The sequence below is a fragment of the Rhizobacter sp. Root1221 genome (assembly GCF_001425785.1).
In the GTDB taxonomy this organism is placed as follows: domain Bacteria; phylum Pseudomonadota; class Gammaproteobacteria; order Burkholderiales; family Burkholderiaceae_C; genus Rhizobacter.
Map to the genome: position 1 here is coordinate 83,695 of NZ_LMDI01000013.1, position 22,365 is coordinate 106,059.

At 67.8% G+C, this 22,365-nt stretch carries 24 protein-coding genes; 15 read left to right on the forward strand and 9 right to left on the reverse strand.

The annotated features are described in order from the left end of the window. The first annotated feature begins 25 nt into the window (after window positions 1-25). From ASC87_RS11975 to ASC87_RS31800, 8 genes are all read left to right on the forward strand, one after another. Complete coding sequence (locus tag ASC87_RS11975; RefSeq protein ID WP_082568571.1) at window positions 26-2,527, forward strand: transporter substrate-binding domain-containing protein; 2,502 nt, start codon at window positions 26-28, stop codon at window positions 2,525-2,527. Between the two features lie 26 nt (window positions 2,528-2,553). Next, window positions 2,554-3,012, forward strand: a complete 459-nt coding sequence (locus tag ASC87_RS11980; protein WP_056661626.1) for a helix-turn-helix transcriptional regulator — start codon at window positions 2,554-2,556, stop codon at window positions 3,010-3,012. Continuing rightward, window positions 3,009-3,356 (forward strand): SRPBCC domain-containing protein, encoded by a 348-nt coding sequence (locus tag ASC87_RS11985; RefSeq protein ID WP_056661629.1) that lies wholly within the window; start codon window positions 3,009-3,011, stop codon window positions 3,354-3,356. The genes ASC87_RS11980 and ASC87_RS11985 overlap by 4 nt, the downstream gene beginning before the upstream one ends. A gap of 19 nt (window positions 3,357-3,375) precedes the next feature. Then, window positions 3,376-4,410: an RNA methyltransferase gene (locus tag ASC87_RS11990; protein ID WP_056661515.1), complete on the forward strand. Its 1,035-nt coding sequence runs from the start codon at window positions 3,376-3,378 to the stop codon at window positions 4,408-4,410. 71 nt (window positions 4,411-4,481) lie between these two features. Continuing rightward, window positions 4,482-5,123 carry a DUF2625 domain-containing protein gene (locus ASC87_RS30690; RefSeq protein WP_082568572.1) on the forward strand — a complete coding sequence of 214 codons (642 nt, stop codon included), beginning with the start codon at window positions 4,482-4,484 and terminating at the stop codon, window positions 5,121-5,123. A gap of 82 nt (window positions 5,124-5,205) precedes the next feature. Beyond that, window positions 5,206-5,634, forward strand: coding sequence for a hypothetical protein (locus tag ASC87_RS31795; RefSeq protein WP_157603983.1), 429 nt, complete (start codon window positions 5,206-5,208; stop codon window positions 5,632-5,634). Window positions 5,635-5,725: 91 nt separating this feature from the next. Continuing rightward, a complete protein-coding gene (locus ASC87_RS30695) occupies window positions 5,726-6,622 on the forward strand; it encodes a septation protein IspZ (RefSeq protein WP_082568573.1) in 897 nt (298 codons plus the stop codon). Between the two features lie 54 nt (window positions 6,623-6,676). After that, complete coding sequence (locus ASC87_RS31800) at window positions 6,677-7,156, forward strand: hypothetical protein (protein WP_157603984.1); 480 nt, start codon at window positions 6,677-6,679, stop codon at window positions 7,154-7,156. Window positions 7,157-7,219: 63 nt separating this feature from the next. On the opposite strand, the gene ASC87_RS12000 is transcribed toward ASC87_RS31800, so the two are convergent. From ASC87_RS12000 to ASC87_RS12010, 3 genes are read right to left on the reverse strand one after another with little or no spacing between them, the layout of a single operon-like run. Continuing rightward, a complete protein-coding gene (locus tag ASC87_RS12000) occupies window positions 7,220-7,549 on the reverse strand; it encodes a thioredoxin family protein (RefSeq protein WP_056661521.1) in 330 nt (109 codons plus the stop codon). Window positions 7,550-7,583: 34 nt separating this feature from the next. Next, window positions 7,584-8,975 carry an MATE family efflux transporter gene (locus ASC87_RS12005; RefSeq protein WP_056661524.1) on the reverse strand — a complete coding sequence of 464 codons (1,392 nt, stop codon included), beginning with the start codon at window positions 8,973-8,975 and terminating at the stop codon, window positions 7,584-7,586. Between the two features lie 37 nt (window positions 8,976-9,012). Continuing rightward, window positions 9,013-9,576 (reverse strand): LuxR C-terminal-related transcriptional regulator, encoded by a 564-nt coding sequence (locus ASC87_RS12010; protein WP_056661527.1) that lies wholly within the window; start codon window positions 9,574-9,576, stop codon window positions 9,013-9,015. Between the two features lie 96 nt (window positions 9,577-9,672). Between ASC87_RS12010 and ASC87_RS12015 the strand changes: the two genes are divergently transcribed. Genes ASC87_RS12015 through ASC87_RS12025 form a run of 3 tightly spaced genes read left to right on the forward strand, consistent with a single transcriptional unit; the run spans window position 9,673 to window position 11,728 of the window. Continuing rightward, a complete protein-coding gene (locus ASC87_RS12015) occupies window positions 9,673-10,389 on the forward strand; it encodes a CoA transferase subunit A (protein WP_056661530.1) in 717 nt (238 codons plus the stop codon). A 3-nt stretch (window positions 10,390-10,392) separates the two neighbouring features. Beyond that, window positions 10,393-11,031: a 3-oxoacid CoA-transferase subunit B gene (locus tag ASC87_RS12020; protein WP_056661535.1), complete on the forward strand. Its 639-nt coding sequence runs from the start codon at window positions 10,393-10,395 to the stop codon at window positions 11,029-11,031. Between the two features lie 43 nt (window positions 11,032-11,074). Beyond that, window positions 11,075-11,728, forward strand: a complete 654-nt coding sequence (locus ASC87_RS12025) for a LysE family translocator (RefSeq protein ID WP_056661538.1) — start codon at window positions 11,075-11,077, stop codon at window positions 11,726-11,728. A 263-nt stretch (window positions 11,729-11,991) separates the two neighbouring features. Here ASC87_RS12025 and ASC87_RS12030 read toward each other — a convergent pair whose 3' ends face one another. The 3 genes from ASC87_RS12030 to ASC87_RS12040 are packed head-to-tail and all read right to left on the reverse strand — an operon-like array spanning window position 11,992 to window position 15,387. Further along, window positions 11,992-12,852, reverse strand: a complete 861-nt coding sequence (locus ASC87_RS12030; RefSeq protein WP_056661632.1) for a hypothetical protein — start codon at window positions 12,850-12,852, stop codon at window positions 11,992-11,994. 52 nt (window positions 12,853-12,904) lie between these two features. Continuing rightward, window positions 12,905-14,302 carry a cardiolipin synthase gene (cls, locus tag ASC87_RS12035; RefSeq protein WP_056661542.1) on the reverse strand — a complete coding sequence of 466 codons (1,398 nt, stop codon included), beginning with the start codon at window positions 14,300-14,302 and terminating at the stop codon, window positions 12,905-12,907. Window positions 14,303-14,349: 47 nt separating this feature from the next. Continuing rightward, window positions 14,350-15,387, reverse strand: coding sequence for a quinone-dependent dihydroorotate dehydrogenase (locus ASC87_RS12040; RefSeq protein WP_056661545.1), 1,038 nt, complete (start codon window positions 15,385-15,387; stop codon window positions 14,350-14,352). Window positions 15,388-15,437: 50 nt separating this feature from the next. On the opposite strand from ASC87_RS12040, the gene rpiA reads away from it, so the two are divergent. Further along, window positions 15,438-16,097, forward strand: coding sequence for a ribose-5-phosphate isomerase RpiA (gene rpiA / locus ASC87_RS12045; protein WP_056661547.1), 660 nt, complete (start codon window positions 15,438-15,440; stop codon window positions 16,095-16,097). Between the two features lie 83 nt (window positions 16,098-16,180). After that, the gene (locus ASC87_RS12050) at window positions 16,181-16,375 is read left to right on the forward strand and encodes a hypothetical protein (RefSeq protein ID WP_056661550.1); all 195 of its coding nucleotides are present in this window, start codon (window positions 16,181-16,183) and stop codon (window positions 16,373-16,375) included. A gap of 12 nt (window positions 16,376-16,387) precedes the next feature. Here the strand turns inward: ASC87_RS12050 and mnmC are convergent, their stop codons facing one another. The 3 genes from mnmC to earP form a co-directional block, all read right to left on the reverse strand. Beyond that, window positions 16,388-18,145 carry an FAD-dependent 5-carboxymethylaminomethyl-2-thiouridine(34) oxidoreductase MnmC gene (gene mnmC / locus ASC87_RS12055; RefSeq protein ID WP_082568575.1) on the reverse strand — a complete coding sequence of 586 codons (1,758 nt, stop codon included), beginning with the start codon at window positions 18,143-18,145 and terminating at the stop codon, window positions 16,388-16,390. A 78-nt stretch (window positions 18,146-18,223) separates the two neighbouring features. Beyond that, window positions 18,224-18,778 carry an elongation factor P gene (efp, locus tag ASC87_RS12060; protein WP_056661556.1) on the reverse strand — a complete coding sequence of 185 codons (555 nt, stop codon included), beginning with the start codon at window positions 18,776-18,778 and terminating at the stop codon, window positions 18,224-18,226. Between the two features lie 106 nt (window positions 18,779-18,884). Continuing rightward, window positions 18,885-19,919, reverse strand: coding sequence for an elongation factor P maturation arginine rhamnosyltransferase EarP (gene earP, locus ASC87_RS12065; RefSeq protein ID WP_056661559.1), 1,035 nt, complete (start codon window positions 19,917-19,919; stop codon window positions 18,885-18,887). A 37-nt stretch (window positions 19,920-19,956) separates the two neighbouring features. Here earP and uvrC point away from each other — a divergent pair, with 37 nt between their 5' ends. Continuing rightward, entirely contained in the window at window positions 19,957-21,885 is a 1,929-nt protein-coding gene (gene uvrC / locus ASC87_RS12070) for an excinuclease ABC subunit UvrC (protein WP_056661635.1), read from the forward strand. Beyond that, complete coding sequence (locus ASC87_RS12075) at window positions 21,872-22,354, forward strand: hypothetical protein (RefSeq protein WP_056661562.1); 483 nt, start codon at window positions 21,872-21,874, stop codon at window positions 22,352-22,354. Before uvrC ends, ASC87_RS12075 begins: the two co-directional genes overlap by 14 nt. Window positions 22,355-22,365: the final 11 nt, after the last annotated feature.

Genomic DNA, 22,365 nt, shown 5'->3' on the forward strand with positions numbered 1-22,365 from the left:
TGGGGCGGGCGACCGCGTACGGGCCATGAAACAAGGGGCAGGGCGGTTGCGCGTGCGGCTGGCGGGGGCGGCATGCCGAGCCGGCCTGGCCTGTGCACTGCTGTGGTGCCTGGCCGTGGGCCAGGCAGTGGCCCAGCACCTGCACCTCACCGAAGCGGAAACCCGCTGGATCGCCGACCACCCCGTGGTCAAGTTCGGCTGGTCGAGCGGCCTGCCACCTTACTTCACGTTTGACGCCGGTGCGGCCGAGCCGCAGGGATACGCCGTCGAGGTGATGGGCCTCGCCCTGGAGCGCGTGGGCCTGCGCGCCACCTACCGCCGCTACCCGAACCTGCCGGCCGCATTCGATGCGGTGCGCCGCGGCGAGGTGGCGGGTGTGCCGTTCGTGTCGACGCCGGCGGACGCCGCGGCCGGTGACCTGTTGGCCACCCGCCCGATGATCGCGGCCAACATGGTGCTCGCGGTGCGCCGCGACATCCCCGACATCTCCCCCACGGCGGATTTCGGCGGCTACCGGGTGGCCGTGGAAAACGCCTCCGGCGCCGACCAGTTGCTGCGCCGCCGCTTCACTGGGGCCCGTGTGCTGCGGTACGACACCCCCGAGGCCGCGCTGCGGGCGGTGGCCTCGGGTGACGCAGACCTGTTCATCGGCTACAGCCACGTGGCGGTGCACTACATCGAGTCCCTGCTGCTGGCGAACGTGCAGGTGCGGGGCATGCTGGGGCCCGGACTGTCCTCGCTCGGCCCCGCCATCTCGCGCGACCAGCCGGTGCTGCATGCCATCCTCGACAAGGCGATGGACAGCATCACGCAGCGCGAACGTGCCCAGTTGGCTGCACGCTGGCTGCCGCCTGAGGTCGGGGTGGACCGCGAACGCCCGAAGGTGGCGCTCTTGCCGGCCGAACGCGACTGGGTGGACCGCCACGGGCGCATCCGCATCGGCTACGACGCCTCGTTCGCTCCCATCACCGCACAGACCGACATGAGCGAACTGCGGGGCCTGGGCGCCGACTTCATGCGGCTGGCGGCCGGCAAGGTGGGCCTCACCATCGAAAGCGAAAGTGGCGGCAGTTTTGCCGAGATGTACCGGCGCGGCGTCGGCGGCGACCTCGACGTGCTGGTTGGCGCGGCACGCACCAGTGCCCGGCGCAGCCATTACGACTTCGTGGGGCCGTTCCTGCGGGTGCCCACCGGCATCGTGACGGCCAGCAACAACGGCCTGTTGGTGACCCGGCTCGACGAACTGGGCCGGCGGCGCCTGGCGCTCCTGGACGAGCACTTCCTGCTGCCCCAGTTGCGCACGCGGTACCCGTCGCTGCAGTTGCTGACCCTGCCCACGCAGGACGCCGTGCTCGAGGCGGTGGCCGACGGCCGGGCGGATGCGGGCATCGGCAACCTCAAGGTCGTCAACCAGCTCATCAACGACCACTACACCGGGCGGGTGAAGGTCACCGGCACCGTGCCGGATGCAGACAGCGAGCTGTACTTCGCGGTGCGCCAGGACCGGCCGGAACTCACGCGACTGTTGCGCAAGGGACTGGATGCCGTCACCGAGGACGAGACCATCGAAATCGAACGCCGCTGGCTCGTGGCCAACCCGGAGCCGGGTGTGGCGATGCCGCAGGTGTTGCGCATCGTGGGGGGGAGTGCCGCGGTGGTGCTGTGGCTGGGCACGTGGGCCTACTTGTTGCGCCGCGGCAACCGCCGCCTTCTGGCGGCGCGGCAGATCGAACTGGACGCCCGCGAGCTGGCGGAGGCGGCGGCCGCGTCGCGCGGGCGGTTCCTCGGGTACCTGTCGCACGAGTTGCGGGGCACGCTGGGCGCCATCGCGTCGGGGGCGGCCATGGCCAAGAACGACCTGCCGGCCTCCACGCGCGATCGCATGCTCGACGCCATCAACGCCTCGGCCGAAGGGTTCCAGAGCCTCCTCGAAACCACGCTGCAATATGAACAGCAGCTCGAGCGGCCCATGGTGCTGCAGCCCGAGCCGGTGGACCTGGTGGCGCAATGGGCGCAGATGCTGGCACCGTTCGAGCTCAGCGCCTTGGCGAAGGGGCTCGCCCTCCACGCCCGGCTGGACGGCGCCGAAGCCCTCACCCAACTGGTGCTGCTCGATGCCTCCCGCCTGCGCCAGGTGGTGAACAACCTGGTGGGCAACGCCGTCAAGTTCACCCGCCAGGGCGAGGTGTCCGTCGCGGGACGGGTGACCGGCAGTGGCGCCGGGCGGCGTTTCGACATCGTGGTGGAAGACAGTGGTCCGGGGTTGTCGGCCGAAGACCGGTCCACGCTGTTCCAGCCGTATGCGCAGGGCGCCCAGGGGCAGCGGTTGCGCCAGGGGGCGGGCCTCGGCCTCGCGATCTCCCGGCAGATCGTCGATGCGATGGGTGGCCGCATCGACGTGGGCGAGGCGGCTGCAGGGGGTGCGCGGTTCACGGTCAGCTTGCCGCTGGTGGTGCAGCGGGACATGCCCGTGCCGGTGCGCGGGGCCGACGCGGTTGACAGCACGGGGCCCTCGCGTCAGACTTAACCCTATGGTTTATTGAAATGGGCTCCATGGTGAAGCGAAACGACCTCGACCTGGTGTTTGCCGCGTTGGCCGACCCCACGCGGCGCGAGGTGCTGCAAACCCTCGGCGAAGAGGGCAGCCGCAGCGTTGGCGAACTGGCCGAGCCGCACGAGATGTCGCTGCCGGGGTTCATGAAACACCTGGCGGTGCTGGAGGCGGCGGGGCTGATCTCGCGCGTCAAGCTCGGCCGGGTGGTGCATTGCGAGTTGACCGCGGCCCCCATGCAGGACGCCGCCGGCTGGCTCACCCGCTACGAGCAGTTCTGGAACGATCGGCTCGATGCGCTCGGGCGGTTCCTATATCACCAGGAGGAGATCCAGCCATGCCCCAGTCCGAGCCCCAGCCACACCGCGTCGACTCCGGCTCGCCGAAACTCCAGCTCCAGCGGCACTACCCCGTCGCCGTCGAAAAAGTCTGGCGGGCGTGGACCGACCCGGCGGCGCTGACCCGCTGGTTCGGCCCTGGTGAGCCCGACTCGGTGGTGGTCGCCGACCTCGACCTGCGTGTGGGCGGCCGGTACCACATCGGCTTCACCACGCAAGACGGCGAGCGGCACGACGTCTCTGGCATCTACGAGGTGGTGGAGCCGCCGCACCGGCTGGTGTTTTCGTGGGCGTGGAAGAGCACGCCCGAGCGGGTGTCGCGTGTGGCGGTGGACCTGGTGGCAGCGCGCGGGGGCACCGACCTGACGTTCCTGCACGAACGCTTCCACGACCAGGAAGCCCGCGACAACCACCAGCGCGGCTGGCTGCCCACATTCGACAAGCTGGCGCAGTTCCTGGGGGCCTGATCGCTACACTGGCGGGGTGATGCGCATCGACCATTTCCGTGAACGCCTGCGGGCCCACGGCGCCAAACCCTGCCACGAATTCCGCGTGTTGCGCCTGTGGGCCACCGCGCAGGACCAGGGCAGCGGCCGCCGCAAGCCGGAGGATTTCCTGCCGGCCAGCGTGCGTGCCGCCTTGCCCGAACTCACCGCCGACCTGGCGGCGCTGGCCCGTGTGCGATCCGAACACCCGGCCGACGACGGCTCGGCACGCCTGCTGGTCGAGCTGGCGGGCGGGCACACGGTGGAGAGCGTGCTGCTGCCCCGCGACGGTGTGTGCGTGTCCACGCAGGTGGGATGTGCGGTGGGCTGCCTCTTCTGCATGACCGGCCGCGACGGCCTGTTGCGCCAGGTGGGCAGCGCCGAGATCGTGGCGCAGGTGGTGCTGGCCCGCGCCCGCCGCCCGGTGAAGAAGGTGGTGTTCATGGGCATGGGCGAACCGGCCCACAACCTCGACAACGTGCTGGAGGCCATCGACCTGCTGGGCACGGCCGGCGGCATCGGCCACAAGAACCTCGTGTTTTCCACCGTGGGCGACCCGCGGGTGTTCGAGCGGCTGCCGCTCGGGGCGGTGAAGCCCGCGCTGGCACTGTCATTGCACACCACTCGCGCGGATTTGCGGGCGGAACTGCTGCCCCGCGCGCCGCGGTTCGATCCGGCGGACCTGGTGGCCGAAGGCGAGCGCTACGCCCGCACCACGGGCTATCCCATCCAGTACCAGTGGACGCTGCTCGAAGGCATCAACGACACCGACGAGGAACTCGAAGGCATGGTGCGGCTGCTGTCCGGCAAGTACGCCATCATGAACATGATCCCGTACAACACCACCGAGGGCACCGGCTACCGGCGGCCGTCGTGGGAACGCGCGGCGGCGATGTCGAACTACCTGAACCGGCGTGGGGTGCTGGCGCGGCTGCGCCAATCGGCCGGGCAGGACGTGGACGGCGGCTGCGGCCAGCTGCGTGCGCGGTCGGCCAAGCCGGCGCGCGCCACCATCGCGATTCAGCCCGTGGCCTGAGCTGCTTGTCTTGGTCCGTGAACATTGGCGTGCCCCATTTGGCAGCCGCTTACCTTTTACGCTAGATCTCCATGCGCACGCTCGACGAACTCATCAATCAAGACGACCCGGCAATTCCGTTCGTTCGGCAATGGCTCGCTGAAAGCAGCAGGCCCGTCGAGCTTCTCCCGCCTTCAGAGCGCAACGGCGAAGTTCTCGTCAACCTCCAGATCACAACTCGGTCACCGATGGGTGCGATTGCCTATGAGACTGGCGGCATCCTGGTCGATCACGGGTGGCTGCGCATTCTTGGGTCTGGCCATCCCAAGCTTCCACGAGACATCGCTCAGTGGAACGCCGGGCGTTCATCCGGTCATCTATTGGTCGCAGATGACGTGGCCGGCGGCTTCTTTTCGGTAAACGGAGGCAGCCTGGGAGATGATCCTGGCTCGGTGTACTACTGGGCACCCGACACGTTGAAATGGGAGTCGCTTGGTCTCGGGTATACGGATTTCCTCTGCTGGGTGCTCAGCGACAGACTGTCTGCGTTCTACGAAGGTTTGCGGTGGAACAACTGGCAAGCCGACTTGCAAAGGGTAGACGGAGGCCAGTGCTTCAGCTTCTATCCACCCCTCTGGACCGCGGAAGGGACTGCTGAATCCAGCTCTCGCAAGCCAATCGGTGTCGCGGATCAGTACGCGCTCAATACTGAGGGCTGGAGCCAAACGGAATGAACCACAGGCCTGACCCTTTCATCGGGAGGGCGTCCCCCGGCAAGCTGGTCGCCGCTTCTCATATCACACGTTAGACGTCACGATGCCGCTCTCCGCTTCCGTAACAGTCCTGCAAGGCGATACTGCGGTCGACATCGAGGTACGACGACGCGCCGTGGAAGTACAACTGGGCTCGGCGCATGAGGAACGGGCGTACGAGGCGTTGGACAGTGCATTGCGCGAGCGAACTCGCCAAGTATTCGAGTCCGAAGGGAGCGGTGTTCATGTCTTGGACGATTGGTGGCCCAACCGAACAGCCGTCGTCGAAGCAGATGAACAGGTCGTCAATTCAGCCACTGTCGACGCGCTTCAACGCCTCCTCACGAACGAGTACGCAGAATGGTCCGTCGGGATAGAGGTCTACCGCGGCCTGGGTGGAGAGAGGCCAGAGAATCTTGGGCCTGTTCACATCTACGTCGACGCTATCCTTACCACCAAGCAACTACTTCATCTGGTCGCCAGTGACGTCTAACCCTTCCATCGAGCGGACGTCTTCCAGCAGGCTTCGCCTGCATCCAGCCGCCGCTCATGTCCAACGTTAGGCCTCATCGCAGACGCACTACATGTCCGACAACATCCGATACGCACCGCCTACAGCACAGGTCGGAGACATCGCCGAGGCTTCGCCACGAGGTAGTCATGGCTTGAAGTTGAGTGTGTCGCTCTTCTGGCGATTGTTCTTACTTCACACCGTTCTGCTGCTGCCAGTAGCAGCTGTGCTAGGCCTTTCAGATCTCGGCCAAAGCGCGATGTTCCTTATGCTGAAGCCATCGCTCTTCTTCGCAGTGGTTGCCGCCGTGCTGGCAAGCTCATTGCTGGTTTTTCGTCCTGGGCTTCTGTTTTTCGTTTGGGGGTACCGCCTCCACTTGCCATTTGGTAGCTGGCGCAAGTTCACTTGGAGTTTCTGCACCCTCTATCTAGTTCTTGGCATCGTGAATGTCGGGGTCGCGTTCACCACTCCTGTTGCCGTCTGGGTTCAATTCAAAACCTTCGTACCGTTTTTTGCGATCGTGGCACTTTGCGTCGCCGCTCCCCGTTTTCTCGCAAGGCCTAACCCTTCCATCGAGCCAAGCATGACTACCCCGCGCCCATTTGGTCTTGGGTCGTTCGCCGCTGCTGGCTTTGTTGGCGGTCCTCTTGCTGCCTTGTACCTGGCGGCCCGCAACAGGATGAACCACGCACCTTCACGCGAGGCTTCAATGCTGTTGGGCTTCCATGTTGTTGCGTCAGGCGTGTGGCTCTGGACGATCTTCAATGCCCCACGCGATGCGTTGTCTCAGCTTGTTGTACACCTGCCCCAAGTGGCGCTCTGGTCTCTTGTATCGTGGCCACTTCTACGCCGGAGCTTTGCGGCGTATTCCAAGGCGGGTGGGTCATTCAGATCAGTATGGGTCGCAGCCGGCATCGGGCTCCTGTTCGCAATCGGGCTGAGGCTAGTGTTTCGGCTTCTCTTTGCCTAGCCACTGAGGGCAACCTGAGTTTCACACCGGCGAGGCCTAACCCATCGAGCTGACGTGCCCGGCATGCCGGGTCACGCCGCTCATGTCAAACGTCTAGGTGGCATAGTGAATTATTCGAACCTCTTGCCAACCGTCTGCGTGGCTCTTCTGCAAGGCTGCATTCCAAGAACAGCTGTTGTGCATGACGGACTGAAGTCGAAGATCGTGGATTCAGTCACCAAGGAGCCACTGAATGGCGCCTTTGTCTACGACTACGTGGATGGTGGAAAACCCCATGTCCTGGTGCTTGGCAATGAGAGCGGCGAGGTCACCCTCGATCCCAGTAGAAGATTGACACTGGGCGGCTTAATGGGCGAAGCACTCGTGCGCCAGAAACTTTGGGTGTGCAAAGAAGGGTATGTCCCTTACCTGGCTGGCTCACGTGGCGGCTGGAATGCTGACTATGGGCCGAGCAGAATCCACACGCCCACGGTGATTGAGCTCGCGAAGTCACCTCTCGCACCAGCGGAGAGTTGCCTGGCCATCAAATCCTAGGTGCACATCGGGGCTTGACTCCGCGCTTGGCCTCGTCCCCGTCGTGGCCCGTCTCGATGTCAGTTATTTGCCGGACAGGACACCCAGGGCGTCCTCGATCTCGCGCTGGCCGGCGGGGCGCACCACGCGGGCCACTTCCTGGCCGTCGCGCAACACCACGAGCGTGGGCCACAGCTTGACGCGGTAGGAACGCCCGAGCCGGCGGCCGGGGCCGTCCTCGATCTTCACATGGCGGAACTCGGGGTGGCCGGCCATGGCAGCGGCCAGTGCCGGCTGGGCCGCCTGGCAGATGCCGCACCAGGGGGCGCCGAACTCGATGACCGACGAGCCGCTCAGCGCATCGATTTCCTCGCGGGGCGGCTCCACGGGGGCGTAGGTGGTGGTCATGGACATGGTGTCATGGTCTGGCAACGGGCATGCCCGGCCGTCACGTGGCGAGCCGGCGCTGGGCCGACACCCGGCGGTGGGTGCGCCGTGCATGAGGCACCCAGCCATGGCGGTACCAGCGGGCCGCCATGGTCAGGCCCCGCACCCATTCGTCCGCGGCGTAGGCGATCCATACACCCACGAGTCCCCAGCCCAGGTACACGCCGAGGAACCATGCGCCGCCCGCCATCACGAAGACCATCGAGGCCACGCCGGCCATCACCGGGAAACGTGCGTCCCCCGTGGCGCGCAGCGAGTTGATGACGACCAGGTTGAAGGTGCGGCCGGGTTCGAGCAGCACGGTGATCCACAGCAGCGTGCGCGCCTGGGAGATCACCTCGGGGTCGCGGGTGAAGAACTGCAGCACCCAGGGCGCGCAGACGGCGGCGGTCAAGGCGAAGCAGAACGACGTGGACAGCCCCCAGCGCAGGCTCTTGCGCACCAGCTGGTGGGCGTCGTGCAGGTGCCCCGCGCCCACCATGTGGCCCACGAGGATCTCGCTCGCGAACCCGACGGCCAGGCCGGCCAGCAGCACGAGGTACATCACCTGCATCGTGTAGGTGTGGGTGGCCAGCGCGGTGGTGCCCATCTTGGCCACCATGGCCACGGTGAACACGAACGCGAGGCGGTAGGCGATGTTTTCGGCGGCACCGGGCAGGCCGATGTGAAGCACCGGGGCCAGGCGCTTCCAGTGCATGGTCCACCAGTCGGCGGCCTGCGGCACCAGGTGCAGCCGGACGCGCCACAGCGAGAGGTGGAACGCGATGCCGAACGCGCGGCTGGCCACCATGGCCAGCGCGAAGCCGGGCAGGCCCAGGCCATCCCACGACCCCACGCCGTTCATCAGCGGCCAGCACAGCAGCAGGTGCACGCTGTGCATCGCGAGCATGTTGAGCAGCGCGTCGCGGGTGTGGAGGTGGGCGCGCATCACGGCGGCCATGCTGGCGTTGCAGGCGTCGAGGGCCAGCGCGAGCGCGAGGATGCGCAGGTACGGCAGCGCTTGCGGCAGCACGTCGTCGGGCACGTTGAGCAGGCCCAGCAGCGGGGCGGCGAACGAGATGACCCCCACCGCGGTGATGACGCCCATCCAGCCGCTGGCCGCAAGGGACGCGCGTGCGGTTTCGTCCGCCCCGCGGCGGTTGGCCGCGCCCAGGTTCTGCGTGATGACCACGCTCAGGCCGAGGCTGATGATGCGAAAGAGGAGGAAGAACGTGGCCTGCACGTGGTTGGCCAGCGAAAACGCGGCCGCGGAGGCGTCGGATGTGCGGGATGCCAGCCAGAGGCCGGCAACGGCCACGAGCATGCCCAGACCGAACTCGGCAAACAGCGGCCAGGTGAGGGCGAACAACGCGGGCCGCGCGGCGGCCGCCCCGCTTTTTGAGATCGGTTCCATTCCGCTCGCCAGTATGGCATGCAGCGGTGCGCCGCGCTCACGCGCTGAGCAGTTTGTGCACGAGCTCGTGGGTGGTGACGGCGCCGTACTTGCGCATCAGCCGTGCGCGGTACACGTCCACCGTGCGCGGGCTGATGGTCAGGCGCTTGCCGATCAGCTTGCTGGTGAGCCCGTCGATCAGCAGCGCGGCGATCTCGCGCTCGCGCGGGGTGAGGTCTGCCTTGAGCTTGCGCTGGGCCGACAGGTCCTCGAACGACCAGATGCCGGCGGCGTGGGGCTGGGCGGGGTCGAGGGCCCGGCCCGACACGTGGCACCAGAACAGTTCGCCGCGCAGCGGGCCGTCCACCCGCTTCATGACCCGCTCGTCGGCGTACCAGCCTTGGTTGTCGAGGCTGGCGGTGATGCGCTCGCCAGTGCGCTCGAACTCGGCGTGGGTGGGATACAGCAGCTCGAAGGACTGGCCCACCAGCTGCTCCCGTGCGGCGCCGAACATCTCGAGCAACTGCTGGTTGCAGTCGATCATCAGGCGGTTGCGCGAGATCACCAACCCCACGGGGGCCAGGTCGAAAGCGGTGCGGTAGTCGAGGTCGATGTTGGGCATGTGCTTAGTGAATTCTACGTAATGAATACTTAATCCGTTACGTAGTACGCTCCTGCTTCTGAGATTTCTCGCGATTTTTTGGTCCAGGAGGCGGCGATGAACAAGGTCTACCCCAGCGCGGCAGAGGCACTCGAGGGTGTCGTGCGTGACGGGCAGTTGTTGGCGGTCGGAGGCTTCGGCTTGTGCGGCATCCCGGAGGCGCTCATCGCGGCGCTGCGGGACTCCGGCAAGAAGAACCTCACGGTGATCTCCAACAACGCCGGTGTCGACGGTTTCGGCCTCGGCCAACTCCTCGAGACGCGCCAGATCAAGAAGATGATCTCGAGCTACGTGGGCGAGAACAAGGAGTTCGAGCGCCAGTACCTGGCAGGTGAACTCGAACTCGAGTTCACGCCCCAGGGCACGCTGGCCGAGAAGCTGCGCGCCGGTGGCGCCGGCATCCCGGCGTTTTTCACGAAAACCGGCGTTGGCACCCTCGTGGCCGAAGGCAAGGAGATCCGTGAATTCGACGGCGCCGCGTACGTGATGGAGCGGGCGCTGCTGCCCGAGGTGAGCCTCGTGAAGGCCCACAAGGCCGACCGCAGCGGCAACCTCGTGTTCCACCGCACCGCCCGCAACTTCAACCCGGCAGTGGCCATGGCCGGCAAGCTGACGGTGGTCGAGGTGGAGGAGATCGTGGCGACCGGCTCGATCGACCCGGACGACGTGCACCTGCCGGGCATCTACGTGCACCGCATCGTGCTCAACGCCACGCCCGAGAAGCGCATCGAGAAGCGCACCCTCCGCGAAACCAACGCCCAAGCAGGAGCCTGAACCATGGCCTGGACCCACGACCAGATGGCCGCCCGCGCTGCCAGCGAATTGCAAGACGGCTTTTACGTGAACCTCGGCATCGGCCTGCCGACCCTCGTCGCCAACCACGTCCCGTCCCACGTCGAGGTGTGGCTGCAAAGCGAAAACGGCATGCTCGGCATCGGCCCGTTCCCCACCGAAGCGGAAGTCGACGCCGACCTGATCAATGCCGGCAAGCAGACCGTCACCACCATCCCCGGCTCGTCCATCTTCGGCTCGCACGACAGCTTCGCGATGATCCGCGGCGGCAAGATCAACCTCAGCATCCTCGGTGCCATGCAGGTGAGCGCGCAGGGTGACCTCGCCAACTGGATGATTCCCGGCAAGATGGTCAAGGGCATGGGGGGCGCGATGGACCTCGTGGCCGGCGTGGGCCGGGTGCTCGTGCTGATGGAACACGTGGCGCGCAAGAAGGACGGCACCGAAGACCTGAAGATCATCCCCGCCTGCACGCTGCCGCTCACCGGGGTGGGGGTGGTCAACCGCATCATCACCGACCTGGCGGTGCTCGACGTCACGCCGCAGGGCCTGAAGATCGTCGAGATCGCCCCGGGCGTGACCCGCGAGGAACTGCAGGCAAAAACCGGGGTGCCGCTGCACTGAGAAGGTGACCTAAGATGGGGCCCTCCAACCCGAGGGACCCGTCATGCCGATCGACTTCGCCGTCATCTCCTGGGCCACGTTCGCCACGTTCGTGATCGCGAGCCTGGTGCTCGCCATCACGCCGGGCCCGGCGGTGGTCTACATCCTGACCCGCACCGTCACCCAGGGCCGCCAGGCGGGGCTCGCGTCCGTCGCGGGCGTGGCACTCGGCAACCTGGGCAACGCGCTCGGCGCCTCGCTCGGGCTTGCGGCACTGCTCGCGGTTTCCGCCGTGGCGTTTTCCATCGTCAAGTTCGCGGGTGCTGCGTACCTCGTGTGGCTGGGCATCCAGGCGTTGCGTGCGAAGGGCCGCCCGGATGGCGCCGCCGATGCGCCCCGCGACGCGGCGGCCCGCATCTTCCGCGACGGCTTTTTCGTTGCGCTGCTGAACCCCAAGACCGCGATCTTCTTCGCAGCCTTCCTGCCCCAGTTCATCGACCCGGCCCATTCGGCGCTGTCGCAGAGCCTGTTGTTCGGTGCCTTGTTCGTGGCCGTGGCAGGCACCACCGACACGGTGTGGGTGATGGCGGCCTCGGTGGCCGCGCCGCTGCTGTCGCGCCACGAAAGCGCCAGACGGGCCGGCCGGTACACCACGGCCGGTGTGTACTTCGGGCTCGGGTTGTTCACGGCGATGGGTGGGGCGCGCAAGGGGGCTTGAACTCCGGCGGTCCGGCAAAAACCAGTTGTCGCCCCGGCGAAGGCCGGGGTCTCCAGCGTGGCCGGGCACGCTGACCGTGGCGACGGTCGGGCATGGGGTATCGCAAGTTCGCCGTGAGCAGGTGAGCCCCCGGGAACGCGGGGTGCCGACCGAGACGCTGGGAAGCGGCCTTTTCCGCTGACGGGTCGAGGTCCCGGCTTCCGCCGGGACGACGGAGGACGGCGAGACGCCGTCGCTTCAGTACCGGGGTGGCGGGTGGCGGGTCACGACCCCGCCTTCTCCTGCCGCCGCATCTCCCGCCGCTTCATTTCCAGGTACGTTGCCTGCGCCATCTCGTGCAGCTGGCGCGGGTAGCGTTCGGACGCGACGAACCAGTCGAGCGCGCGGCGGTCGGCGTCGTCGGGGGCGTTGAGGTAGGCGTCGATGGCCAGGAAGTAGCGCATGGCGTTGCGCTCGATGACCCCTCGCACGCCGCCCACGTACACGGGGTCGCCGTTGGCCGGGCGGTCCGTCACGCTGAAACCGATCTTGTCGCTGCCGGTGGTGGCCAGGTAGCCCTGCATCGCGAGGCGGGCGGCCAGGCCGAACCCGTAGGCGTACGACAGGCGGATGAAGGCGTGCTGCGCATCGATGGGGATGGCTTCCACCACGATGCGGTAGTCGCGGGTGCCAAGCGGGCCCGCGGCGGCGTTGAGGTGCACCTCGATGTGGTTCGGGCTCTGGTCGACCATGCGGTACGTGAAGTCCACCTCGTAGGCGTCCTCCACCGGTTGGTCGAACTTGCGCCCGATGCGCACCTTCAGCGAACGCCCGTCGTCCGGTGCCAGGCACTGCTTGACGTTGAACGGCAGGATGAGGATGTCGCACCAGTTGCCGCGCGACTTCAGGGCATCCACCACGTCGGCGAACGGGTGCGCGACCACCGCGTGGACGTCGCCCTTGATGTCACCCGACGTTTCGGTGGATTCGATGTGCAGCGGCCGGCCGAAGGCGTTTTTCGCGAGCGCCTGCTGGAGGGCCGCCAGCCGCGCCTTCAGGGAGGGCGCGTCCGCCTGCACGGGGCCGGCGAGCGCCCAGCCGATCACGGCGGCAAGGAAGGCGCGGGCGAAGGGTGGGAGCTTCATCGGCATGGGGCGTTGGGGTCGGCGCGGGGCGTCGGGTTCCCCGCGACTTTAGTCAGAGCCAGTATTCCCACGCCTTGCTGAGCGTTTCTCTGACACGCAGGCCGATGCCGCGGCGGCGCCAGGCCTCGAGCGTGATCTCGTTGGATTCGGCCAGGTCGCGGTCGAACAGCGCGCGCAACTGCTGGCCGAACGCCGGACCGAGGATCACGGCATTGACCTCGAGGTTGTGCAGGAAGCTGCGCCAGTCGATGTTGGTGGAGCCGATGGTGCTCCACACGCCGTCGATGAGTGCCGTCTTCGAGTGCAGCAGTGCGCCCTTGCGCTCGTGGATGCGGATGCCCGCCTCGAGGAGCTCGGTGTACGACGCACGCCCGGCATGGAACACGAGTTTCGAGTCCGTCTTGCTGGGCAGGATGAGCGTGACCTTCACGCCCCGGGCCACGGCGGCCTTCAACGCGACCATCAGCTGCGGATCGGGCACGAAGTAGGCGTTGGTGATGAGGATGTCCGACTCGGCGCTGTCGATGGCCGAGATCAGGGTGGCGTAGATGAGGCTGTAGGGGTCCTTCGGCGAGCTGCCGATGGCGCGCACCACGTCGTCGCCCTTGGGGGCCAGCTTCGGGAAGTAGTTGCGCGTGGGCAGCGGGTCGCCTTTCTGCTGCGCCCAGGTGTCTGTGAACAGGCGCTGCAGGTCGGCCACCACGGGCCCGTCGATCTGCAGGTGGGTGTCGCGCCACGGCAGCTTTTCGCCCGTGGGGCCGCTGCGCGCGGAACGTTCGCTGAACGAACCCGCCTCGTAGACGCTGCTGATGTTGATGCCACCGAGGAAGGCGGTGCGCCCGTCCACGATGAGCAGCTTGCGGTGGTCGCGTTCGTTGACGTCCCAGCCTGCCTTGGCCGTGAGCGGGTTCACCGGGTTGTACTGGAGCGTGCGGATGCCGGCATCGCGCAACTGCTGGAAAAACTCCTTCTTCGTGCCGAGCGTGCCCACGCTGTCGTACATCACGTTGACCTGCACGCCCGCCCGCTGCTTGGCGACCAGGGCGGCGGCGAACTGCTGGCCGATCTCGTCGTCCTCGAGGATGTAGGTCTCGAGGTTGATGTGGTCGCGTGCCCCGCGGATGGCCGCGAGCATGGCCTTGTAGGTGTTGGGCCCGTCGACCAGCAGCGTGACCTGGTTGCCGGTGACGAGCGGTGTGCCGGGCAGGGCGTCTTCGAACGCCAGGTGGCGGTCGAAGATGCTGGTGGGTTTGCCGCCGGCCTTCAGGCGGTCGAGCACCGCCTTGCTCTGTGCGGCAGTGAGCGGGCCGGCAGCGCCCTCGACGGCCACGCGCGGATTCTTGCGCGAGAGGTCGGGCACGATGGTGGGCAGCGAGCTGCATGCCCCCAGCAGCACGAGCTGCATCACCACCAGCCACCGGCCCCACGCGCCGCGCGAGAGATTCGACATGGACACTCCCGGCGCCGCCACGCGGCGCACCGCCCCAGTCTCGCAGATCAACGCGTGGCTGTCGCCCGGGCAACCTCGGGGACGAGCGCCGGCCCCTTGTAGATGAAGCCGGTGTAGACCTGCACCAGGTCGGCACCTGCAGCGATCTTGGCGCGGGCGTCGGCGCCGCTCATCACGCCGCCAGCCCCGATGATGGGAAAGCCGGTGCCCAGTTCGGCACGCAGCTGCGCGATCACGCGGTTGCTGGCCTCGAACACCGGGGCGCCCGACAGGCCGCCCACTTCCTCGCCGTGCGGCAGGTGCCGCACGGCATCACGGGCGACGGTGGTGTTGGTGGCGATCACGCCGTCCATGCCCGTCTTCTTCAGCGTGCGCGCGATGAGCTGCACCTGGCTGTCGTCGAGGTCGGGCGCGATCTTCACGAAAATGGGCACGTGGCGGCCGTGTCGGGCGGCGAGTGCGCGGCCGCGGGCCTCGATGGCCGTGAGCAATGCATCGAGTGCAGCATCGGACTGCAGCTCGCGCAGGTTCTTCGTGTTGGGCGACGAGATGTTGACGGTGACGTAGTCGGCATGCGGGTACACGCCGTCGAGGCCGATCAGGTAGTCGTCCACCGCGTTTTCGATCGGCGTGGCCGCGTTCTTGCCGATGTTCAGTCCGAGGATGCCGCCTTGCTGGCGGAAGCGGCTGCGCCGCACGTTGGCGACGAACACGTCGAGGCCGTCGTTGTTGAAGCCGAGCCGGTTGATGAGGCCCTGCGCCTCGGGCAGCCGGAACATCCTCGGCTTCGGGTTGCCCGGCTGGGCCTTCGGGGTCACCGTGCCCACCTCGACGAAGCCGAAGCCCATCGCACCGAAGGCGTCGATGCAGCGGCCGTTCTTGTCGAGGCCCGCCGCGAGGCCCACGCGGTTCGGGAACACGAGGCCGGCCACGGTGACGGGGCTCTCCACGCGCTTTTGCGCCACGGCGCAGATCAGGGGTGTGTGCTGGATGCGGGCGAGGGCGCCGAGGGTGATCTCGTGCGCGTGTTCGGGATCGAGGCCGAACAGGAACGGGCGGGTGAGGGCGTAGGGGACGAGGGCCATGGGCAACGGTCTTGGATAATGGCGCCATTGTCTCAAACCCGAGTTTTTCCATGACCCAAGACGAACTGAAGGTGCTGGTCGGCCAGGCCGCACTGGCCTACGTGGTGCCCGGCAGCGTGGTGGGAGTCGGCACCGGCTCCACCGTGAACTGCTTCATCGACGCGCTCGCCACGATGAAGGACCGCATCCAGGGGGCTGTCTCCAGCAGCGAGAAGAGCACCGAGCGCCTGCGCGCACACGGCATCGTGGTGCTCGACAGCAACACGGTGGCGAGCATCCCCGTCTACATCGACGGGGCCGACGAGATCGACCACCAGGGAAACATGGTCAAGGGCGGCGGCGCGGCGCTCACGCGCGAGAAGATCGTGGCCGACACGGCCGAGCGTTTCGTGTGCATTGCCGATGAGTCGAAACTCGTGCCGGTGCTCGGCGCGTTCCCGCTGCCGGTCGAGGTGATCCCCATGGCCGCGGCCCAGGTGGCACGCCGCCTCGAGGCGCTCGGCGGGCAACCGCGCCTGCGCGAAGGTGTGGTGACCGACAACGGCTGCCACATCCTCGACGTGCGTGGCCTGCGCATCACCGATCCGGCCGCGATGGAACGCGACATCAACCAGTGGCCCGGTGTCGTGACCGTCGGCATCTTCGCGCGCAACCGCGCGAGCGTGTGCCTGCTCGGCACCATGTCCGGTGTCAAGACGATGACTTTCTAGGTCTTCTCTCGGGCGTCACGCACGAAAAGCGCGTACGCTCGGGCTGTTGCCACTTTTGCAACTTGCTGGAAGGATGTGCCCATATGGCCAAACCCAACTATTCGTTCGAGAAGCGCCAGCGCGAGCTGGCCAAGAAGAAGAAGAAAGAAGAGAAGCTGAAGGACAAGGCCGTTCGCAAGACGCATGGCGATGGCGATGGTTCCGCCAACGATGCCCAAGGTGCTGAAGCTCAAGGTGCGTCCGATGCCCCGTCCGCCGAAGGGCAGACCGCGCGCTGAGTGACCGGGCGTTCAGCCCGAGGTGCCCGCGCGTCTTGCCGCCCGGGTGACGAACCGTGCCGGGTCCACCGCATCGAGCAGGCTGGCCGGCAACGGTGACGGAGCCCCGGCAATGGCTGCGGCCAGCACCTGCCCCCCCAGTGCACTCCACGTGATGCCGCGCGAACCCAGCGCGGTGAACACGAACAAGCCCTGACGGCGCGGCACGAAACGCGCCTGTTCCACAGTGGGCAGTGCCGTGCCGAAGTCCGGCACCTCTCCAATCAACGGCAGGCGGTCTTCCGCCACGCATCGCCACGCGGTGCGGCCGTGGAGCGCTTGGCGGGCGCCATCCCAGTGGTATCCGAGCAACCGCGCCAGCTGCGCCAGGTTGTGCGCGTGGTCTGCCATGCGCACCGACGGATCGGTGTCGCCCGCTTGCGCCGTGGCGCCGAACATCACCTCGCCGGCCACGTCCGGCATCACGTACCCGCCGCCTGCAATGGGCACCGTGGGCAACGCCAGGCCGTCAGGCCGCGGCGCCACCGTGAGCTGGCCGCGCACCGATTGCACGGGCCACGCCGGCTGGTCGAGCAGGCGCAGTGCGTCCATGGCATTGGCCAACACGAGCACTTCGGATTCGGCGATCACGCCACCCTCGGTGTCGAGCACCTGCCAGCGCGTGCCATCGCGCGTGATGCGGTGAACCTCGCGCCCGCCGAGGAACGTGCAGGCCGTGCCCGCCTGGGCGAGCATGGCGCGCACGAGGCCGCCGGGGTGCACCCAGCCGCCGTGCGGGTAGAACCACGCGGGTTGGTGCAGCGCGATGCCGCAAGCGGCACTGGCCGAGGTGGCATCGAGGGCCTGCACATAGTCGGCCGGCAAGCCCAGCCGGTGCAGCAGCGACACCATGGCCGCCGGGTCGGTGGACGCGCTTTCCAGCCGCAGCAGCCCGGCGGTGCTGCCGGCCACCCCCTGCGCTTCGATGGCCTGCTGCACCACGTCGCGGGCGGCCCACGAGGCCGCGCGGTTGAAGCGGGCGTGTGGCCCGTCGTGGGCGTTGACGATCCCGTGGAACAGGCCGGCCGGGTTGCCCGAGGCGGCCTGGGCCGGCGTGTCGTGGCGGTCGAGCAGCGTGGTGGACCAGCCGTGGTGGGCCAGGGCCCGCACCGTGGCAGCGCCGGCGAGGCCCGCCCCCACGACAAGTGCGTGCCGCGTGCCCGATGCGGCGGCCACCTGGCGCACCGGCGCGCGGCTGGGCACGAACGCGGGCCGGTAGCGGGCCAGGGGCTGGCCCGCCTCGGCAAGCTCGAACCCACGGGCCCGCAGGCTGTCGCGCAGGGCCGGGGACGCATGGATGGCCGTCACCGTGGAGCCGGGTGCGGCCAGGCGCACCAGCGCCTTGGGCAGTCCCACCGGGTCGGCGATGGGGGCATCGATCCGGAACGCATCGATGCGCGCCACCACCTCGCGCCATGCTCGGCGCGGGTCGCCCGCGGCGAGCAGCAGGTGCAGCCGGCCGCCGTCGAGCGCCAGGGAATGGAAGTCCGCAGTGGCGGGCGGCCACGCGGCGGGCAGGTCGAGCCCGAGGGCCGAGCACGCCTGCCGCAACGCGCCGCCGTCGAGCGGGCCGGGGGCCAGCAGCACTACGTCGAGCAGCACGCAGCGCTGCGGGTCGGCACGCCACGCGGCCCAGAGCGCGGGGAAGGGCGCCACGGTGTCGAGCATCACCGCGAACCGCTCACGGCCTTGCCAGCGTGCGGGGAGGTCCATCGTGCGGGCCGGGTTCATGGGAGCGGGTTCACCATTGAAAAAGGGCACCGAGGTGCCCTTGATCGTGTGCCGTCATGCGGACGCCGGAGCTGAAGCTCAGACGCGCTTGCGGTACTCGTGTGTGCGGGTGTCGATTTCGATCTTGTCGCCGGTTTCCACGAACAGCGGCACCGAGATCTCGAAACCGGTGGCCAGCTTTGCAGGCTTGAGCACCTTGCCCGACGTATCGCCCTTGACGGCCGGTTCGGTGTAGGTGACCTCGCGGACCAGGCTGGTGGGCAGTTCGACCGAGATGGCCTTGCCTTCGTAGAACACCACTTCGACGGGCATCGCGTCTTCCAGGTACTGGATGGCGTCGCCCATGTTTTCCGATTCGACTTCGAACTGGTTGTACTCGGCGTCCATGAACGCGTACATCGGGTCGGCGAAGTAGGAGTAGGTGCACTCCTTCTTGTCGAGGATGATCTGGTCCATCTTGTCGTCGGCCTTGAAGACGACTTCGGTGCCGGAGCTGCTCAGCAGGCTCTTGAGCTTCATGCGCACCGTGGCGGCGTTGCGGCCGCCGCGGCTGTATTCCGTCTTCAGCACAACCATGGGATCCTTGTTGTGCATGATGACGTTGCCGGCGCGAATTTCTTGTGCGATCTTCATGGCGATTTCCGTGTTCGGTGCGTGGTGCGCAGGCACGATGCCTGGGCGTTCCGGACGCTGGTCTGCGCGCACCCGCAAAGTGCCAGAACGCGCAAAGCCTTGGATTTTAGCTCGATTTGCGGATGAACTGGCGCAAACCCGTGACGAGGTCCGCTTGCCCTGCGAGCGCCTCCCGCCAATTTTCGCACTGGGTGGCCCAGGCGTGGGTGTCGGGCAACCGCGCGGGCAAAGGGGCCTCGCCGTTCCAGCCGGCCCACCAGGCCCGCACGTCGGTGGCCAGCGTTGCCGGCGCCCCTGCCAGGAAGCGGTCGAGGAAGGCATCCAGCTTCGGCACATGGGCGCCGTCGTCCTGCGGGTAGATGTGCCAGGTGAACGGGCGGCCCGCCCATTGGGCGCGCACGAACGAATCTTCCCCGCGCACGAAGTTCAGGTCGCACGCGCGCAGCAGCCGGTCGTATGACGCCTGCGGCAGGTAGGGCAGGGCCTGGGTGCGCACGCCGGCGGGCAACGGGCCGGGCACGGCCGCGCCCGGTGTCAGCAGCAACAGCGTGGGTTGCCCCGCCAGGCGGGCGGGCAGGCCGGCGAGTGCCGGGTTCGGGTAGCAAAAGACACTGACCAGCCGTTCACCCGGCCGCGGTTCGATGCCGTGGGCGGCCAGCCAGGCCGTGCGGTCGAGGCCGGCCAGCGCGTCCAGCAGCCCCGGTTCGCGGATCAGCCCGCCGGTGGCGGGCGTGAACCCGGGGTAGTAGAACCACTTGGTGAGTCCGCGGCCCGGGCCGCTCATCTGGGGCGACTGCAGCCGGTGCGACCGCTCCACATAGGCCTCGGCACTCAGGTACTCGAGGTTGATCCACACGGGCGCCACGCGCCGCGCCGCCATGGCATCCACGAACCCGTGCGGCAGGTCGCAGCCGAAGGCCTCGACGACCACGTCGCCCGGGGCGGCGGTGTCGGCATCGGCCGGCCAGGGGCGCACCTCGACGCGGGGTGAACCGGCCGGCGCCATCCACGCGAGCGCCGACGCGTCGTCGGTCCACAGCCGCGCGGTGTCGCCCCGCGCGGCCAGGTCGGCGCACAGGCGCCAGCAGACGCCGAGGTCACCATGGTTGTCTATCACGCGGCAGAACACATCCCATTGCATCGCGCGATTATCGGAGGACGGCAAAATGGCGCCCTCCATGACCGAAGCCCAAGCCCCGACCCCTCCCGACGCCGGCGCCGATCCCGTGCGGCGCCAGTTGCTCAGCGACGTGGCGGCATTGCCGGGCCTGCCCGGCGTGTACCGCTACTTCGACGCGCAGGACCACGTGCTGTACGTGGGCAAGGCGCGCGACCTGAAGAAACGCGTCTCGAGCTACTTCCAGAAGAACCATGGCGGTTCGCGCATCGGCCACATGGTGGGCAAGATCGTGCGGATGGAAACGACGGTGGTGCGCTCCGAGGCGGAAGCGCTGCTGCTCGAGAACAACCTGATCAAGACGCTCAACCCGCGGTACAACATCCTGTTCCGCGACGACAAGAGCTACCCGTACCTGAAGATCGCCTCGCACGAGTTCCCGCGCCTGGCGTACTACCGCGGGTCGGTGGACAGGCGGCACCGCTATTTCGGTCCGTACCCCAGCGCCTGGGCCGTGAAGGAATCCATCCAGCTGCTGCAGAAAGTGTTCCGCCTGCGCACCTGCGAGGACACCGTCTTCAACAACCGCACCCGCCCGTGCCTGCTGTACCAGATCAAGCGCTGCTCGGGCCCGTGCGTGGACTTCGTCTCGAAGGAGGACTACGCCCGCGACGTCTCGAACGCCGAGCGCTTCCTGCTGGGCGACCAGCAGCAGGTGATGGACCAGCTGCAGGCGCAGATGATGCAACACGCCGAGGCGCTGCAGTTCGAGCAGGCCGCGGAGATCCGCAACCAGCTGTCGGCGCTGTCGCTGGTGCTGCACCAGCAGTCGGTGGAAGACAACCGGGGGGGCGACACGAAGGACGCCGACATCCTGGCCGTGAAGGTGCAGGGCGGCCGCGCGTGCGTGAACCTAGCGATGGTGCGGGGCGGGCGCCACCTCGGCGACCGGCCGTACTTCCCCTCCCACGTGGACGACGCCACCGCGATGACGGCCGAGGACACCTCGGCCCGCGACACGCTGCCGAGCCCGGAAGTGCAGGTGCTCGAGGCCTTCATCGCACAGCACTACCTGGACAGCACCGTGCCGCCGCTGCTGGTGCTGAGCCATGCGGTCGACAAGGCGCTGATCGACGCGTTGTGCGACCAGAGCGGCATCAAGGTCACGGCGCAGACGCAGCCCCGCGAGCCGCGCCGCGCGTGGCTCGACATGTGCATCACCGGCGCCGACCTCAAGCTGACCCGGCTGCTGTCCGAGGAAGGCTCGCAGCAGGCACGCACCCGCGCGCTGGTGGACGCCCTCGATGTGGGCGGCGACAATCTCGATATCTTTCGCATCGAGTGTTTCGACATCAGCCACACCGCTGGCGAGTCGACGCAGGCATCGTGTGTGGTGTTCGAGGGGCACAAGATGCAGAGCAGCCAATACCGCCGCTACAACATCGAAGGCATCACCGGTGGCGACGACTACGCCGCCATGCGCCAGGTGCTCACGCGCCGCTACAGCAAGATGGTGGCGGCCGCCGAGGCCGGCACGGCCCGGCTGCCCGACCTGGTGCTCGTCGACGGTGGCAAGGGCCAGGTCAGCATGGCCCGCGAGGTGTTCGCGGAACTCGGCATCGACCTGCGCCTGATCGTCGGGGTGGAGAAGGGCGAGGGCCGCAAGGTGGGCCTCGAGGAACTGGTGTTCGCCGACGGCCGCGACAAGGTGTACCTGGGGCACGATTCGGCGGCGCTGATGCTGGTGGCCCAGATCCGCGACGAAGCCCACCGGTTCGCCATCACCGGCATGCGGGCCAAGCGCGCCAGCGTACGCACCGGCGGCAGCCGGCTGGAGGACATCGCCGGCGTGGGCCCGAAGAAGCGGGCGAAGCTGCTGCAGCGCTTCGGCGGGCTGCGCGGCGTGGGGGACGCGAGCGTGGAGGATCTGCTCAGCGTCGATGGCATCTCGAAGGAACTGGCCGAGGAGATCTACCGTGCATTGCATTGACAACCGCCGCCGGGCAGGGCTCGCCCTCGCTGCCGGCCTCTTGCTGGCGCTCTCCGGCTGTGCATCCGGGCGGTCGGGGCGGCCTTCGGGCAAGCCGCCGCTGTTTCCCGAACCGGCCGCGCGCCTGGGTGCACCCGCGCGGCTGCGCTCGATGAACGAGGTGCGGGTGCAGGCCGCCATGCGCATCGTCGATGCCAACCCGAACGGCACCTACGGCGACCGGCCGCCCGATGTGCTGCTCGCCATCCCGGTGCTCGAGGTCGAGCTCAACGCGAACGGTTCGGTGCGCCGCATCCGCGTGTCGCGCTACCCCGGCCAGGCGCCCGAGACCACGCAGATGGCCATCGACGCGGTGCACCGCGCGGCACCGTTCGGCGACGTGTCGCACCTGCCCAAGCCGTGGGTGTTCACCGAGGTGTTCCTGTTCCGGGACGACCGGCGCTTCAAGCCGCGCACGCTCGACAACTGACAAAGCATCAG